Here is a 15816-nt window from a genome sequence, read left to right as displayed (position 1 = left end):
TGTCAGGCAGCGGTCTTGGTTGCGGTCACGACGAAGCCCTGAACCGGTTGCCCGCCTTCCTGCCGCAGCACCAGTTCCTCGGTCGATACGCTGAAGCCCGCTTGCTTGCACAGTGCTTCGATATGGCTGCGCTTGTGGGCGTAGCGTTGGCTGTTTTGCAGCACCAGGTCGGGGCCGTCTTCTGGCGCAGTTTCGCAGGAGAAGATGAATTCGCCACCCGTCTTCAGAATGCGCGCCGCATTGGGGATGACCGTAGCTGCATCGCCAACGTAGATCAGTACATCGAGGCAGGTGATCACGTCATACTCGCTGTCCGGAGTGTCGCGCAGGGCATCCAGCAGGCTCACGTTGTGGAAACGGTCATAGATGCCGTGCCGTGCCGCCTGTTCGATCATTTTCACGGAACTGTCCACGCCGATCAGGAAGCCCTGCATGGAGCCCAGACAGACACCCAGCAGGCCTGTGCCACAGCCCAGGTCCAGCAGGTTAAAGTCCTTTTCTGGATTGCGCGCGACCAACTGTTCTGCGACGCGTTTGGGCAGCTGGTAGCCGAGGCCACGCACCATGTGCATATCGTATTGCTCGGCCATTCCGTCGAACAAGGGCCTGTGCATCTCAACAGGCTGGTGTGCCGGGGTTTCGCCCCGGGCCAGGGCTGCGTAGTAGATCAGCGTGGCATCCTCGGGGGATCGTTCCTGCAGCATGCGGATGTCAGGCTGTGCCGCAGCAGGCTCGCCGCGTGCGATGCAGGCCTTGATTCGGCCAATGCGCAGTGACGGCTGCTCGGGCTGCTCCTGTACCAGGGCGTCCCAGATCTGCCCTGCCTCGGCGTGTTGCTGCAGGCTGCTCAGATCGTTGGCCAGATACTGGCGCAGCATGGTGTCGCCGGGAAATAGCTCCAAGCCTCTGCGCAGGTGCTCCACGGCCATTGCGGTATGACCGGCGCGGTGGGCGATGTCCACCACGCCTGCCAGTACCTGCGGATTTCCAGGCTCGATGCGCGCCACTTTCTCAGCGAGTTCCAGAGCAGAATCGAATTGGCTGCGACGAGCCCGATAGAGCGCGGTTTCCAGCAGGCCTGGTCCCCACATGGGCGCCAGTTCGAGGCAGCGTTCGAATGTCTCTTCGGCTTTGGCGTGATTGCCGGCTTTCTCCGCCATCAGCGCCGCCAACATGAAGACGCGTGCGTCGTTCGGCATCTGGCGCTGGGCCTTGTTCAGGGTCTGTGCGGCTTTCTTCAGATTGCCTTGCTCAATCTGTTGGCGGGCCGCTTCCAGATGCTTGCGATTGATGTCGACGGGGGTAGAGATAACGCTCATGGACAGAAAAATAGGTGTGCGCGGGCGCATGGGCCGGAGGTGGCTTGGAGCACGCGTTCCAAACAGGGATTGCGCCAGTGGCTAACTTTTCATTATCGTGGATTCTCCAGGGCGCCTTGTTTCAAGCCGCTGTCTGCAAGGTTTTGGACTGCGCAGCGGGAGCGGGATGCGGCGGCAGCGTGAGCGTGAAGCTCGTGCCGCCCTCCGGTGAAGGTGCCGCCTGTATGTCGCCGCCATGCAGTCGCGCAATGCGCCGGGCGACCCACAGGCCCAGGCCGAAGCCGCGGGCCTGGTCGGAGCGGTGGCCGCGCTCGAAGCGCTCGAAGATGCGCAGCGCCAGCTCGGGCGCCAGGCCTGGGCCCTGGTCGCTGACGGTGAGTTCCAACTGACCACGGTCGTCGGTGCGCGCGCGCACGGTGATTTCTCCGGCCTTGGCGTACTTCACGGCGTTGTCCACGAGGTTGGACAGTGCGATGCGGATGAGCGTGGAGTCGCACTCCCAGATGGCGGGCGCCTGCGCGCTGTCCAGGCGCAGACGGTGGCGGCGAGACCAGTGCACGAGCTGCGCGGCATCATCGACCAGCTCCATGACGGGAGCGCGGTGCAACTGCAGCCTGAAGGCGGGAGCGTCCAGGCGGTCGCTGATCAGGCAGTTGTCCACCAGGGCCGTGAGGCGTCTGCAGGCGCGCCGGATCTGGGCGGCGCGTTCGAGCTGGGAGTCGATGTCGGGGGAGGGAAAGGAAAGTTGCTCGGTGGCGGCACTGTCCACCACGGCCAGCGGCGTGCGGAACTCATGGTTGACCATGTTGAAGAACTGCCGCTGCTCCAGTCGCAGCGTGCGTTCGCTGTGCAGCGCCGCCTGCAGCGCGTTCTGCGCCCGCAGCAGCTCGGCCGTGCGCAGCCGCACGCGCTCTTCCAGCGCATGCTCGGATTTGGCCAGGGATTCGAGCAGTTGTGCCTGGCGTGCCATGGAGTCCCGGAATTTCTGGATCAGGCTGGCGCCGACGGCCACGGTGATCACGATGTTGACCAGCAAGGTGTTGAGCTGCCAGAAAACGCTGGTCTCTATGGTGGGCAGGCTGGCAAGGCCCACATAGGCTGCCGTCACATACAGCCCCATGAGCCCGTACATGGTGCTGGGAACGACCATCAGCACATGGACCAGGCTGGCACGATCGCGCAGCAGATTGCTCCATGCGACCACCGCAAACAGCGCGCTGATGGCCCAGGGCGCGCCGACCCCTATCCAGGCCCAGTCCTGGTAGCGGCCGAGCGGGATGCTTGGCAGGCACAGCAACGGGATGATTCCCAGGGCGAGCAGGGCCCGGTCCATGCGCCGCCAGCGTGTGTCGCGGGTCAGCAGCTCGCGCATCTGCCAGGCCAGGGCGGCGGGAAGCATCAGGGTGCCAAGGCTGACGCACAGATGGCCCCAGTGCGCCAGATGGTCGGGCAGCCAGATCTGCAGGTAGCCCCGGTCGCTGGCGCCGTGTATCAGTACGGCGATGGCTGCCACGGCCATGGCGGCCAGTTTGCGCAACCGCAAGGCCAGGGCTGCCCCGATGATCAGCAGGGCCAGCATGAGGTTGATGCCCTGGTGGATGCCCGATGCCCATTCCACGGCCGAGAACTGCGTCATCAGACCGCTGCTGCGCCAGATCGTGGCGTCCAGCTGCATGGGGCTTGAGGTCTGCACGCGCAGGATGAAGGGCTGGTCCGTGTACAGCGGAAACACGAGCTGGCGCACATGGACCCGTGGTTCGCCGGTTGCCGTATCGCCGCTGCTGCGCATGCGCCAGGCGCCGTCCATGTACTGGTACAGCGCGACCTGGTCCAGGTAGCTGGGCAGGATCTCCAGCCACAGAGGGTCCTGCTCGGGGTCGATCTTCCCGGCCGCGATATAGGGAGCCTGCACCTTGAGCCAATACACATCGCGCGTGTAGCCCTTGTTCAGCGGTGTGTCCAGCGCGGTGAAGTCCGTATCGGGCAGTGCTGCCACCTGGTCGATGGTGAGGCTGCCCTGCGCATCGACAAGCGCCAGCATGGGCAGGTCCGTGCCCAGCTGCAGGCGCTTGGCTGGAAGGGACTGCCAGGCCGGACTGAGGATGAAGCAGACCACCAGCACCAGCGAAAACACCAGCCAGCCCGGCAGCGCCAGACGGTTCAGGACACGCAGCAGGTTCAGGATGCGCATGGCGAGGCGGGCTGTGTTGCAGCTGCGGCAAGGCCGCTGTCTTCGGGAATGCTGCAGGGCAGCGTCAGCGTGAAGCAGGTGCCGCCGCCCGCAGCTGGCGTGACCTGCACATCGCCGCCGTGCATCTGGGCCACGCGCCGGGCCACCCACAGGCCCAGGCCGAAGCCTCGGGTCTGGTCCGAGCGCTCTCCGCGCTCGTGCAGCTCGAAGATGCGCTGCGCCAGCTCGGGCGCCAGGCCAGGGCCCTCGTCGCTGACGGTGAGCTCCAGCCGGCCCTGCCCGTCCAGGCGGGCACACACGGCGATTTCGCCGGCCTGGGCGTATTTCACGGCGTTGTCCACGAGGTTGGACAGGGCGATGCGCACCAGCGTGGGATCGCACTGCCAGGAGGCGGGGATGCCGGCAGTCTCCAGCCTCAGATGATGGCGGCGCGACCAGTGCACGAGCTGTACGGCATCGTCGATCAGGTCCGTCACCGGAACCCGGTCGAGCTGCAGCCGGAACGCAGGCGCGTCCAGGCGGTCGCTGACCAGGCAGTTGTCCACCAGGGCCGTGAGGCGCCTGCAGGCACGCCGGATCTGGGCGGCCCGCTCCAGTTGGGAGTCGATGTCGGTGGACGGAAAGGTCAACTGCTCCGTGGCCGCGCTGTCCACCACGGCCAGCGGCGTGCGGAATTCATGGTTGACCATGTTGAAGAACTGGCGCTGCTCTAGCCGCAGGGTGCGTTCGCCGTGCAGCGCGGCCTGCAGCGCGTTCTGTGCATGCAGCAGCTCGGCCGTGCGTGTGCGTACCCGGCCTTCGAGCGCGTGCTCGGAACGGGCCAGTGAATCCACCAGTTGCGCCTGCCTGTCCATGGAGTTCTGGAATTTCTCGACCAGGCTGGCGCCCACGGCAATGATGATGAGGATGTACAGCAGCAGCGATTCCAGTTGCCAGTACATGCCGGCTTCGATGTCGGAGGACACCAGCCCCGTGAACGCTGCAGCCACGTGGATGCCCATGACCGCATGCAGCGTGTAGGGAATCAGCACCAGCAGGTTGACGATGCTGGGGCCCTGGCGGAGCAGGTTCTTCCAGGCCACCAGAGCGCTCAGCATGCTGGCCATCCAGGGGACGCTGACTCCTAGCCAGGCCCATTGCGTGTAGTGCCCCATGGGAATGCTGAGCAAGGCCAGCAGGGGCGCCAAGGTCAGCAGCACCAGCATGCGGTCGATGCGGCGCCAGATCGTGCCGCGCGTCAAGGTCTCGCGTGCCTGCCAGGCAAAGGCGGCAGGCAGCAGGAAGACGCCCACGCTCACCCAGATATCCGCATGCGGCGCCCAGGGCTCGGGCAGCCACAGCTGGGCATAGCCGCGCACATTGGCGTTGTGGGTCAGAACCACGAACGCCAGCAGCGTCATGGCCATCAGGCTGCGCATGCGAAGGGCCAGGGCTGCGCCGGCGATCAGCAAGGTCAGCACCAGGTTCACGCCCTGGTGCACCCCCGAGGCCCACTCCACGCTGGACAGCCAGGCCATCAGCCCCGTGCTGCGCCAGACCGTGGCGTACAGCTGCATGGCGCTGCTGGTCTCGATGCGCAGCACAAAGGGCTGGCCGGCGCGCAGTGGAAACATCAGCTGGCGCACATGGATGCGCTGGGCCATGGGCACCGTGTCACCGCTTTCGCGTGCCTGCCACAGGCCATGCGCCTGCTGGTAGAGCGTGACCCTGTCCAGATAGGTGGGCGTGATCTCCAGCCACAGCGGATCATTGCCGGCCAGCGCACTGGCGGGTGCGAGGGCGGGCATGGCAACCCTCACCCAGTAAGCCTGGCGGGTATAGCCCTCGTTCAGAGGCGTGCGCCGGGTTTCGAAGGCATCATCGGGCAGGGCCGCGACCTGTTCAATGGTCATGCTGCGGCCCGCATCGGCAAGCACCTGCATCGGCAGGTCCTTGCCCAGACGCAGTCCCTTGTCAGGGGGAGACATGGTTGCCGGGCTCAGCACGAAAAATGCGAGCAGCCCGAGCGATACCGTGATCCATGCAATAAAAGTAAATTTTTGTGTGTTTCTCTGAACTGTGAGCATTCGAGAGTGTTCGTGCATGGCGGCGGACGTTCACCCCAATGAAAATCCGCGCACCAATAGGCAAACATCATGCAGCAGACACTAGAGCCATCGATCGAGTTCACCGTCGCCGTCGTAGAGGACGACGAGGATATTCGTATCAATGTGTGTCGATTTTTAACAAAGTCTGGCCTGCATGCCTGGGGCACGGATTCTGCAGAAGACTTCTACATAAAGCTACTGCGCGAGAAGGCAGATCTGGTCGTCGTCGACCTGGGTCTGCCCGGCGAGGACGGGCTGAGCCTGGTCAAGCGCCTGGCCGAGCAGGAGATCCCCGTGGTGGTGCTCACGGCACGCGGCGATCTGGACAGCCGCATTGCCGGCCTCAATGCCGGCGCGCTGCAGTACTTCGTCAAGCCCACCGACATGAACGAGCTGGTGGCCGGCATCCGCTCCCAGCTTCGCCGCAACACCGGTCAGCCGGGCAGGGCGTCCGCCCCATTCCTGACCTGGCGCCTTGACCCCCTGTCGGCCTGCATGGTCGCACCCAACCACCAGATCATTGCCCTGACCAGCCGCGAGCTGGAATTGCTCGGCTGCCTGATGGCCACCCCCGGGACCATGGTGTCCAAGCAGACCCTGATCGAGGCCATGGGCTATGCCGATGTGGATGACGGTTTTCACCGCATCGAATCGCAGCTGACGCGGCTTCGCCGCAAGACCCTGGATATCTCCGGGCTGGCCCTGCCGGTGAGGGCCGTGTTCGGCCGAGGGCTGGTGTTCGTGCCTTAGGCGCCTTTTTCTTCTCCATTTCAGCTTTTTGAACCGCAGCCGTCCGGGCATGCGGAAGGGATTCGTTCGCCCATTTTTTTGCTGCAAAAGCGCGTGCGCGTGCTTGGGCGGCTTGGTGCTGGCGGCGTGCGCAGGCGGGCGGCGTGGGCCGTCGGAGTTTTCAACCGTGATCAAACACACATCAAGAGAGGAATGGTATGGCGAGACAGAGTTTGCATATCCGGCCCACAGGGCCGCGCATGAAGGCCTGGAGGCAGGCCAGAAGTCTGGTTGCAGCCGGCACCCTGGCAATGGTGGGTGCAGTTGCGCAGGCGGCATTTCTGAATGGGGACTTCGAGGCAGGGGACCTGACTGGCTGGACCCCCCAGGCATGGACCAACAATGGCACCCAGGCCAATCCGAAGCGCTTGAGCGAGTTGCGCCTACAGCCACCTGGCACCAAGTCCCATCTGGTCGAAATCGCCAGCGGCTCGGAAGGCGCTGCAGACGAAGTCCTGTTCCGGGGTGACGCCGGCCAGTCCGCCCTCAAACTGACTTTGGCAGGCTCCCACTCTGCCCGCATCAACCTCAAGGCGAACAGCGCTACCCCAGCCAGCAACGTGATACCTCGGTCCAGCAAGGTCACGGGGGGACTCGCCGGCTGGACCCAGCAGGTCAATACGGCAAGTTCCATCACCCAGGAAGTGACGCTGACTGCAGATGACATCGACCAGGACGGCAAGATCCACATCCGATTTGTCGCGGCGCCCGTGCTTGAGTACGCCAGCAATCACGGGGGCGAGGATCGCCCCTACTTTGCCATCTCGCTGGTCAAGACCTATGACGCCCAGACCTCCACGGATCTGACGGGCTCACCCCAGGAGTTGTTCTTCAAATACCACTACGGCGGCGAGCCGGGAGCACCCTGGAAGACCTTTACCGACAAGGGCGGTGCCATCCAGAACTACACCGACCCCCAGGCCTACGATGTCGCTCCTGGCAATGCCTACCTGCGGGTAGGCGACAAGGTCAGGCTGCAGGCCGTGGCCTCGGCCTGCAGTGCCGGTGGCCACGCAGGCCATCTGTACGTTGACAACTTCGGCACGACCCTGCCCAAGACCCTGTGGATCAGCGCGTCCGGGCCTGTCAGCGCGCCCAAGGCGGACGGCACGGAGATCACCTACACCTATACCTATACGAACAACGGCAGCACCCCGGTGAACAACGTGAAGGTCACGCCCGCCATGCCCGTGGGCACGGATGCGGGCATCAGTCCGACCACGTTCGTGTCGCTGGCCGGCGACGGCGGCGCTTGCACGGCCCCGGCCGTGGGCAGTTCAGATCCTGCACAGTGCGACTTTGGGACCCTGGCTCCCGGGCAGTCGGGCACGTTCACGATGACCGTGAAGGTTCCTGCGGGCACGCCGTCAGACCAGATCAACAACGGCAACTACACCATCGGAGGCGACCTGACCTCGACCCTGCTCGGTGCCATGGTGCAGACCCAATTGCTGGCTCCCGCGGCGAGCAGCGACATGGTGCCTGATGTCTCCGGACTCCCGCCCACCGCCGTGGTCGGCGTCCCCTACACCGGCAGCTTCTCCTGCAAGAACGATGGTGCAGCCAGCGCAGGCCAGGCCATCTGCGATGCCTCCGGTCTGCCCCCTGGCGTGACGGCAGGCCAATGCACGATAGACGGCGCGGCCTGGATGCAGCCCGCCGTGGTGCCTGCGGGCAAGACGGTGGTCTGCCTGGTCTCCGGCACACCGACGGGTCCAGGCGGCAGCTCGACGGTCACGGTGACCACGGGCGGCGACAACGACCTGACCCCGGGCAACAACACGGTCACATCGAACATCACGGTCACCACAGCGCCGGACATGCAGGTCAATCTGAGCGGACTGCCCTCCACCTCGCCGCTGAACATTCCCTATAGCGGCAGCTTCACCTGCAGCAACCAGGGCCTGGCCAACGCCGTGAGCGGCACCTCCTGCGCCGTCACCGGCCTGCCGGCTGGCGTGACGCAAGGCGCATGCTCCATCAGCTCCGGCAATGCCGCGTGGGTGGCGGGCAATGCGGTGCCGGTGGGAGCCACGGTCACCTGCCAGGTGAGCGGTACGCCCACGGCCGCAGGTTCGTCCACGGTCACGGGCACCACGGGCGCAACGGATGATTCGAATGCGGCAAACAACACCGCGACCATGAATGTGTCCACCGTTGCAGTGCCCGACATGGGCGTCGATCTGAGCGGCCTGCCGACCGCGTTCACTGCCGGCACGCCCTACAGCGGCAGTTTTGTCTGCAAGAACCAGGGCTCGGCCGATGCATCGGCAGGGACCTCGTGCGCAGTCACGGGACTGCCGCCTGGCGTCAGCCAGGGCGCTTGCCGCATCAGCCCCTCCAATGCAGCCTGGTCCGCAGGGGATGCCGTGCCTGCGGGCGCCAGCGTGACCTGCACGGTCAGCGGAACGCCCAGCTCCGTGGGGGCGGTGGCACTGACGGGCAGCACCGGTGCGACCGGAGATGCCAACCCGGCCAACAACACGGCTTCCCGCGCGGTGGCCGTGGCCGTATCGCCCGCCTCCATCCCCACCCTCTCCGAATGGGGCCTGATCCTGATGTCCGTCTTGATGGGCATCATGGGCTGGGGCATGGTGCGCCGCCGCTTCAACGCGCTGTGACCGGCAACCGGTCGTGACGCAGGGCGCCCTTCGGGGCGCCTTTTTTTTGGTTCGGAGCATGGCCGCAGCCCATTGACATGCTCAATATGTGATCGAATAAGGGTTTATACCTAGCATTCGCCCCATGATCGTCCGTGATCGCCCCGCCGGCCTCAGGCTGTTTCTGATTTTGCGGGGCTCGGTGCTCCAGCGCATCCAGGTCACGCTGCTCGTGAACATCGTGTTTGCCGCCATCATCACCCTGGTGCATGGCAATCTCTTCGACGTGAAGATCACGGTGACGCCCATCCCTTTCACGCTGATCGGCCTGCCGCTGGCCATCTTCCTGGGCTTTCGCAACAACACCGCCTATGACCGCTACTGGGAAGGCCGCAAGCTCTGGGGCGAGATGGTGATCTGCGCGCGCACGCTGGCGCGCCAGTGCCAGAGCCTGATTGCGCTGGACACGGTGCCCGATCCCCGGCGTCGCGACAGCGATGTGCGCGTGCGCATGGTGCACCGGGCTGTTGCCTTCGCGCATTCGCTGCGGTCCCAGCTGCGGGGCCTGCACGACGATGCCGAAGCCGGCCGCTGGCTCGTGGGCAGGGAATGGCGCCAAATCCAGGCCCTGCCGCTGGAGCAGCGCTGCGACGCACTGATGATGTCCATGGGGCATGACCTGGCGCAGTGTGTGCGCCGTGGCGAGATGGAGCCCTGTCTGGCCGCGTCCATGGACAAGACCTTCACGCGCATGACGGCCGCTGCCGCCTCGTGCGAGCGCATTCGCAACACGCCCATGCCGTTCTCGTATGCGCTGCTGCTGCACCGTACGGCCTATATGTACTGCTTTCTGCTGCCGTTCGGCCTGGTGGACACGACCGGGTTCATGACGCCCTTTGTCGTGGCCATCGTGGCCTACACCTTCTATGGGCTCGACGCCCTTGGCGATGAACTCGAAGAGCCCTTTGGCCTGGAGAGCAACGACCTGCCGCTGGACACCATCTGCCGCTCCATCGAGATCAGCCTGGGCCGCACGCTGGGCGAGACGGATCTGCCCGCGCCGCTCAGGCCCGAGGGCTACAGGCTGACCTGAGGCGGCGGGCAAGCATGGGAAAAAGCAAAGGCCCATGAAAAGCCCATGAAAAAGCCCCGCAGTTTCCTGCGGGGACTGGTGGTCTGAAGCGGGACCCGAGGCTCAGGCAAACACGCCGGCCGTGTCCTGCATCTTCCCGGACACGATGCCCAGATGGTGCAGCGTGTCCCCACCCGTCATCTCCATCTGCGTCAGGCGCTTGAAGTAGTGGCTGCCTGCGTACTCGTCAGTCACGCCGATGCCGCCGTGCAACTGCACCGACTGCTGACCCACATAGCGCAGCGACTGGCCCAGCTGGACCTTGGCGCGCGCGATGGCCACGTGGCGCTCCGCCTCGGGCGTGTTCATCTTGAGGCTGGCGTAGTAGCTCATGGAGCGGGCCAGCTCCAGCTGCATCTTCATGTCCGCCACGCGGTGGCGCAGGGCCTGGAAGCTGGCGATCACCGTGTTGAACTGCTTGCGCTGGTTCATGTACTCGGTGGTGAGCTTCAGTGTCTGCTCCATGGCGCCCACGCCTTCGGCGCACAGGGCGGCGTTGGCCACGTCCTGGGCCAGTGTCAGGGCGGCCAGGCCATCGGTCGTCACCAGCGTGGCGGGGGCCGCCTGGCAGCGCAGCTCGGCGGCGCGGCTGCCATCCTGGGTCCGGTAGCCCTGGGTGCTGACGCCGCTGGCGCCGCGCTCCACCAGGAAGAGGGCGATCTTGCCGTCCAGCTGGGCCGGCACCAGGAAGGCATCGGCCGCGTCGCCTGCGGGCACCACGCTCTTGGTGGCATCCACCGTGTAGCCGCCGCCGCTCTTGCCGGCCGTGGCCGCGCAGACGTCGAGCCGGTAACGGGCCTGGCGCTCCTGGTGTGCCAGCACGACCAGGGCCTCGCCGCTGGCCACGCGCGGCAGCCACTGGCCGGCCACGGTGGCGTCGGCATGCTGGCCGAGCACGCTGGATGCCACGAAGGCCTGTGCCAGCGGCTCCATCACCAGGCCGCGGCCCAGCTCTTCCATCACCACCATCACGTCGGTGGCGCCCTGGCCCAGGCCGCCGTGCTCCTCGGGCACGGTCAGTGCCGTCAGGCCCAGTTCGGCCAGCTCGCCCCAGGCCTCGCGCGAGAAGCCGCCCGCCTCGACGATGGAGCGGCGGCGCTCGAAGGTGTAGCCCTTGTCCACCCAGCGGCGCACCGCGTCGCGCAGTTGCTGCTGGTCATCCGAAAAATCAAAGTCCATTTTCTGTCTCCCGAAGCTGATCGAAGCGCGTCCGGCGCACTTCTGGGGTCAGCGAAACTCCAGCCAAAATCAGCCCAGAACCGTCTGAGCGACGATGTTTCTCTGGACCTCGTTGGAGCCGCCGTAGATCGTCGTCTTGCGCATGTTGAAATAGGTCGATGCCAGCGGCGCGTTGTCCGCCACGCCGCCGGGGAAGTCGCCCTGCCAGCCGGCTTCCATGGCTTCTTCGATGAAGGGCAGGCTGAAGGGGCCTGCGGCCAGCATCATCAGCTCGGAGTAGCGCTGCTGGATTTCACTGCCCTTGATCTTGAGCAGGCCGGCGATGTCCAGCGGGTTCTTGCCCGATTTCTCGGCCGACAGCACGCGCAGCACCAGCATCTCCAGCGCCACCACGTCGACTTCGAGCTTGGCGATCTCGTCGCGGAAACGCTGGTCCTCATAGACGCCTTCGGCCTTGGCGATGCGCTTGAGGCGTTCCAGCTCGCGCTTGGCGCGGTTCACGTCGGCGATGTTGGTACGCTCGTGGCTGAGCAGGTGCTTGGCGTAGGTCCAGCCCTTGTTCTCCTCGCCGATCAGGTTCTCGGCCGGCACTTCCACATTGTCGAAGAAGACCTCGTTGACCTCGCACTCGCCGTCCAGCAGCTTGATCGGGCGCACGGTCACGCCAGGGCTCTTCATGTCCACCAGCAGGAAGCTGATGCCGGTCTGGGGCTTGCCCTCGTTGCTGGTGCGCACCAGGCAGAAGATCCATTCGCCGTACTGGCCCAGCGTGGTCCAGGTCTTCTGGCCGTTGACGATGTACTTGTCGCCCACGCGCTCGGCGCGGGTCTTGACGCTGGCCAGGTCCGAGCCCGAGCCCGGCTCCGAGTAGCCCTGGCTCCACCACACTTCGCCGCTGGCAATGCCGGGCAGAAAGCGCTGCTGCTGCTCGGGCGTGCCGTAGGCCATGATCACGGGCGCCACCATCACGGGGCCGAAGGGAATGATGCGCGGCGCGCAGGCCAGGGCACATTCCTCCTCGAACAGGTGCTTTTGCACGGCGTTCCAGCCGGGTCCGCCGAACTGCTTGGGCCAGCCGTAGCCCAGCCAGCCTTTCTTGCCAAGAATCTTGGCCCAGTTCTGCAGGTCGTCGCGCGTCAGGCGCAGCGAATGGCGCACCTTGTGCGCGATGTCCTGGGGCAGGTTGGCCCGCACCCAGGCGCGGACTTCCTCGCGAAAGGACTGTTCTTCAGGGGTAAATGCCAGGTCCATGGACTGTGTCTCCTTCAATCCCGGCTTTTGTAGCACGCGCGTTCTTTTTTGAACTGTCCAGGGCGTGACAACCTATGGCAATCCCTGATGGCTTCACGGCCGCCGGATATCAGGCAGGCTGATCTGGTTCTTCCAGACCCAGCTGGGCGTAGACATGTGCCAGACGTGCCTGCAGCTGGCGTACCTGGGCTTCCAGATCGACCACGCGCTGGGCCAGGGCATCGCCGCGTGCGCCTGCTGCCGCAGGGGCCGAGGCGATCGCGTTCACGTCCACGGGGCCGCACAGCAGGTGGGCCCAGCGTTGTTCGCGCGCGCCGGGCGCGCGGGGCAGCAGGACGACCAGCGGGCCGCCTTTTTCCTCGCTGCGCTCGCGCAGCTCTTCCAGGAAGGCTTCGACCGAGGAGATGTCGGCAAAGCGGTGCCAGCGCTCGGAGTTGATGCGCAGCTCGCCAGCCGTCTGCGGGCCGCGCAGCATCAGCAGGGACAGCAGCACGGCGCTCTGGTCGGGCACACCCACGCCGCGCGGGAAGTTGTGTTCCCAGCGCGTGGCGCGTGCGCTGCTGATCTGCACGGACATGGTGCGCAGGCGCAGGCTGTCCAGCGCTTCCTGGGCTTCGCCCTCGCTGACTTCCATCACCGGATCGCGACTGCTTTTCTGGTTGCAGCCCGTCACCAGTGCGTTGAGCGTGAGCGGGTAGCTGTCGGGCACGGTACGCGCCTTCTCCATCAGGGTGGCCAGCACGCGGGCTTCGACGGCGGTCAAGGGGGTGGAGCGGGGATCGAATGGCATGGGTCTGAGGGCAAGAGGTGACAAGGCCCGGCAGGGCCATGGGCCTTGCCGGGGCTGGCGCAGGCCGCGCGGCCCGCGGTGCGACAATCGCCGCCCATGAAAAATATCGTGATCCTGATCTCGGGCGGCGGCTCGAACATGGCTGCCATTGTGCGTGCTTCGCAGCAACAGGACTGGGCGCGGCGTTATGGCGCCCGCGTGGCCGCCGTGGTCAGCAACAAGGCCGAGGCTTCGGGCCTGGTTTTCGCGCGCGAGCAGGGCATTGCCACCGAGGTGCTGGACCACCGCCCGTTCCCCAGCCGCGAGGCCTTCGACGCCGAGCTGGCCCAGGTGATCGACCGGCACGCGCCCGCGCTGGTCGTGCTTGCCGGCTTCATGCGCATCCTCACGCCGGGCTTCGTTGCGCATTACGAAGGTCGCATGATCAACATCCACCCCTCGCTGCTGCCCGCCTTCACGGGCCTGCACACGCACCAGCGGGCCATCGATGCAGGCTGCCGCTTCGCCGGCTGCACCGTGCACCGCGTGACGGCCGAGCTGGATGTGGGCCCCATCCTGGAGCAGGCCGTGGTGCCCGTGCTGCCCGGCGACACGGCCCAGGCACTGGCCGCGCGCGTGCTGGTGCAGGAGCACATCATCTACCCGCGCGCCGTGGCGCAGTTGATGCGGGGCTAGGGTCTGCTCACAGGCCTTCGCTCTGAAAGGCCTGCTGCTCCACTTCGGGGCAGCGTGCAAAGCGGGGCTGCTCCACGCCGTTGATGACCACGGTTTCGTTGAACATGGCGGCTGGCCGCACCCACAGGCCGCGCTCGCCGTAGAGCGCGCGGTACAGGGTCATGGACTCGCGCGTTTCGCTGTGGCGCACGGTGGCAAGCACCTCGTAGGGAGCGCCCTTGTAGTGGCGGTACAGGCCCGGGGGCGTGGCAATCAGAGGGGGCAGGTCGTCATCGGTCATGGGGCGCCATGGTAGCCGTGCCAGCCCGGCGTTGCTCCGGGTTCCGACCTGCGCCCCTCTCGGATTTGCAAGGCAGTGGGACAATCGCGGCCATGCATCCCAAACAGCTTCTCGACGCCTGCGCCGAACTGGTCAAGCGCACCCTGACTTTCGAACATCCGGCCGACGCCGTGGTGTCACGCTTTTTCCGTGAAAACCGCAACCTGGGCCCGCGCGAGCGCGCTGCGCTGGCCGAGACCGCCTACACCGTGCTGCGCAAGAAGCTGCTTTTTGAGAGCCTGGCGCGTTCTGGCAGCGGCTCGCGTGAGCGCAGGCTGGCCATTTTGGGCTTTGCCCACAGCCAGGAGGCACTGGCCCGCGTGGCTGGCAAGACCGAGCAAGGTGTCAAGGACACACGCAGCTTCGTGCGTGCCGCGCTGTCGCCGCAGGAGCTGCAATGGCTGGACGCCTGCGAGGCCGTGCGTCCCGACGAACTGATGGAGCCGCACCGCCACAACCTTCCCGAATGGCTGGTCGCGCCGCTACAGCAGCAACTGGGCGATGACTTCTGGGCCTTTGCCCAGAGCATGGAACAGGCCGCGCCGCTGGATCTGCGCGTCAATGCGCTGAACGCCAAGCGTGCCGATGTGCAAAAGGAACTGGCCGATGCCGGCATCGCTGCCGAAGCCACGCCTTACTCGCCCTGGGGCCTGCGTGTGCAGGGCAAGCCGGCGCTGGCCCGGATGGACGTTTTCACGCGCGGTGCCATCGAGGTGCAGGACGAAGGCTCGCAACTGCTGGCGCTGATGCTCGATGCCAAGCGCGGCGAAATGGTGGTCGATTTCTGTGCAGGCGCAGGCGGCAAGACCCTGGCCATTGGTGCTTCGATGCGCAGCACGGGGCGTCTGTACGCCTTCGATGTCTCGGGCCACCGGCTCGAGGCCCTGAAGCCGCGCCTGGCGCGCTCGGGCCTGTCGAACGTGCACCCCGCGGCCATCGCCCATGAGCGCGACGACCGCGTCAAGCGCCTGGCCGGAAAGATCGACCGCGTGCTGGTCGATGCCCCCTGCTCGGGCCTGGGCACGCTGCGCCGCAATCCCGACCTCAAGTGGCGCCAGTCGGCCAAGGCCATCGAGGAGCTCACGCAAAAGCAGGCGGCCATCCTGGCCAGTGCTGCGCGGCTGGTCAAGCCGGGCGGACGCCTGGTCTATGCCACCTGTTCGGTCCTGCCCCAGGAAAACGAAGCCATCGCCGACGCCTTTGCAGCGGAGCACTCTGACTTCGTGGCCATGGATGCCGGAGAACTTCTGGCCCAGCTCAAGGTGGAGCGGGGCGATGTGCTGTGCAGCGGCGGCGAGACCGGCACGCAGTACCTGCGCCTGTGGCCCCAGCGCCATGAGACGGACGGGTTTTTCGCCGCCGTTTGGACCCGGAAGCCGTAACTTGCAGACGCAATAAGCTGTAAATCGCGGGAGATTGCCGAACGCCTTCACGGGGGGCTCGCCTAAAATTGAGGCATCGGTGCCACTGGGCGCCGGCTTTGG

12 protein-coding genes are annotated in these 15816 nt (G+C 65.8%); 5 read left to right on the top strand and 7 right to left on the bottom strand.

From position 1 onward, the window contains the following. Nucleotides 1–2 precede the first annotated feature (2 nt). The 3 genes from ACF8O7_RS11650 to ACF8O7_RS11640 all read right to left on the bottom strand — a co-directional run bounded on the left by ACF8O7_RS11650 (nucleotide 3) and on the right by ACF8O7_RS11640 (nucleotide 5477). Nucleotides 3–1349, bottom strand: a complete 1347-nt coding sequence (locus tag ACF8O7_RS11650) for a methyltransferase domain-containing protein (protein ID WP_016445748.1) — start codon at nucleotides 1347–1349, stop codon at nucleotides 3–5. A gap of 91 nt (nucleotides 1350–1440) precedes the next feature. Beyond that, the gene (locus tag ACF8O7_RS11645) at nucleotides 1441–3510 is read right to left on the bottom strand and encodes an ATP-binding protein (protein WP_017405185.1); all 2070 of its coding nucleotides are present in this window, start codon (nucleotides 3508–3510) and stop codon (nucleotides 1441–1443) included. Further along, a complete protein-coding gene (locus tag ACF8O7_RS11640) occupies nucleotides 3498–5477 on the bottom strand; it encodes an ATP-binding protein (protein WP_280047530.1) in 1980 nt (659 codons plus the stop codon). Before ACF8O7_RS11640 ends, ACF8O7_RS11645 begins: the two co-directional genes overlap by 13 nt. A 168-nt stretch (nucleotides 5478–5645) precedes the next feature. Between ACF8O7_RS11640 and ACF8O7_RS11635 the strand changes: the two genes are divergently transcribed. From ACF8O7_RS11635 to ACF8O7_RS11625, 3 genes are all read left to right on the top strand, one after another. Continuing rightward, the gene (locus ACF8O7_RS11635) at nucleotides 5646–6347 is read left to right on the top strand and encodes a response regulator transcription factor (RefSeq protein WP_016445751.1); all 702 of its coding nucleotides are present in this window, start codon (nucleotides 5646–5648) and stop codon (nucleotides 6345–6347) included. Nucleotides 6348–6754: 407 nt separating this feature from the next. Further along, nucleotides 6755–9007 (top strand): IPTL-CTERM sorting domain-containing protein, encoded by a 2253-nt coding sequence (locus ACF8O7_RS11630; protein ID WP_280047531.1) that lies wholly within the window; start codon nucleotides 6755–6757, stop codon nucleotides 9005–9007. Between the two features lie 124 nt (nucleotides 9008–9131). Next, entirely contained in the window at nucleotides 9132–10079 is a 948-nt protein-coding gene (locus ACF8O7_RS11625) for a bestrophin family protein (protein ID WP_047217415.1), read from the top strand. Nucleotides 10080–10181: 102 nt separating this feature from the next. Here ACF8O7_RS11625 and ACF8O7_RS11620 read toward each other — a convergent pair whose 3' ends face one another. The 3 genes from ACF8O7_RS11620 to ACF8O7_RS11610 form a co-directional block, all read right to left on the bottom strand. Next, nucleotides 10182–11297: an acyl-CoA dehydrogenase family protein gene (locus tag ACF8O7_RS11620; protein WP_280047532.1), complete on the bottom strand. Its 1116-nt coding sequence runs from the start codon at nucleotides 11295–11297 to the stop codon at nucleotides 10182–10184. A gap of 69 nt (nucleotides 11298–11366) precedes the next feature. After that, nucleotides 11367–12548, bottom strand: a complete 1182-nt coding sequence (locus tag ACF8O7_RS11615; protein WP_017405188.1) for an acyl-CoA dehydrogenase family protein — start codon at nucleotides 12546–12548, stop codon at nucleotides 11367–11369. Between the two features lie 109 nt (nucleotides 12549–12657). Continuing rightward, nucleotides 12658–13338 carry a YceH family protein gene (locus ACF8O7_RS11610; protein ID WP_016445756.1) on the bottom strand — a complete coding sequence of 227 codons (681 nt, stop codon included), beginning with the start codon at nucleotides 13336–13338 and terminating at the stop codon, nucleotides 12658–12660. Between the two features lie 96 nt (nucleotides 13339–13434). On the opposite strand from ACF8O7_RS11610, the gene purN reads away from it, so the two are divergent. Beyond that, nucleotides 13435–14013 carry a phosphoribosylglycinamide formyltransferase gene (gene purN, locus ACF8O7_RS11605; RefSeq protein ID WP_016445757.1) on the top strand — a complete coding sequence of 193 codons (579 nt, stop codon included), beginning with the start codon at nucleotides 13435–13437 and terminating at the stop codon, nucleotides 14011–14013. 7 nt (nucleotides 14014–14020) lie between these two features. On the opposite strand, the gene ACF8O7_RS11600 is transcribed toward purN, so the two are convergent. After that, the gene (locus tag ACF8O7_RS11600) at nucleotides 14021–14293 is read right to left on the bottom strand and encodes a DUF1653 domain-containing protein (RefSeq protein ID WP_016445758.1); all 273 of its coding nucleotides are present in this window, start codon (nucleotides 14291–14293) and stop codon (nucleotides 14021–14023) included. Nucleotides 14294–14385: 92 nt separating this feature from the next. Here ACF8O7_RS11600 and ACF8O7_RS11595 point away from each other — a divergent pair, with 92 nt between their 5' ends. Then, nucleotides 14386–15714 carry an RsmB/NOP family class I SAM-dependent RNA methyltransferase gene (locus ACF8O7_RS11595; protein ID WP_126310868.1) on the top strand — a complete coding sequence of 443 codons (1329 nt, stop codon included), beginning with the start codon at nucleotides 14386–14388 and terminating at the stop codon, nucleotides 15712–15714. The last annotated feature ends 102 nt before the right edge of the window (nucleotides 15715–15816 follow it).

It is taken from the genome of Delftia sp. WSY_16, from assembly GCF_043104415.1.
GTDB lineage: Bacteria > Pseudomonadota > Gammaproteobacteria > Burkholderiales > Burkholderiaceae_C > Comamonas > Comamonas tsuruhatensis.
This window is presented reverse-complemented; position numbering and strand designations above follow the sequence as displayed.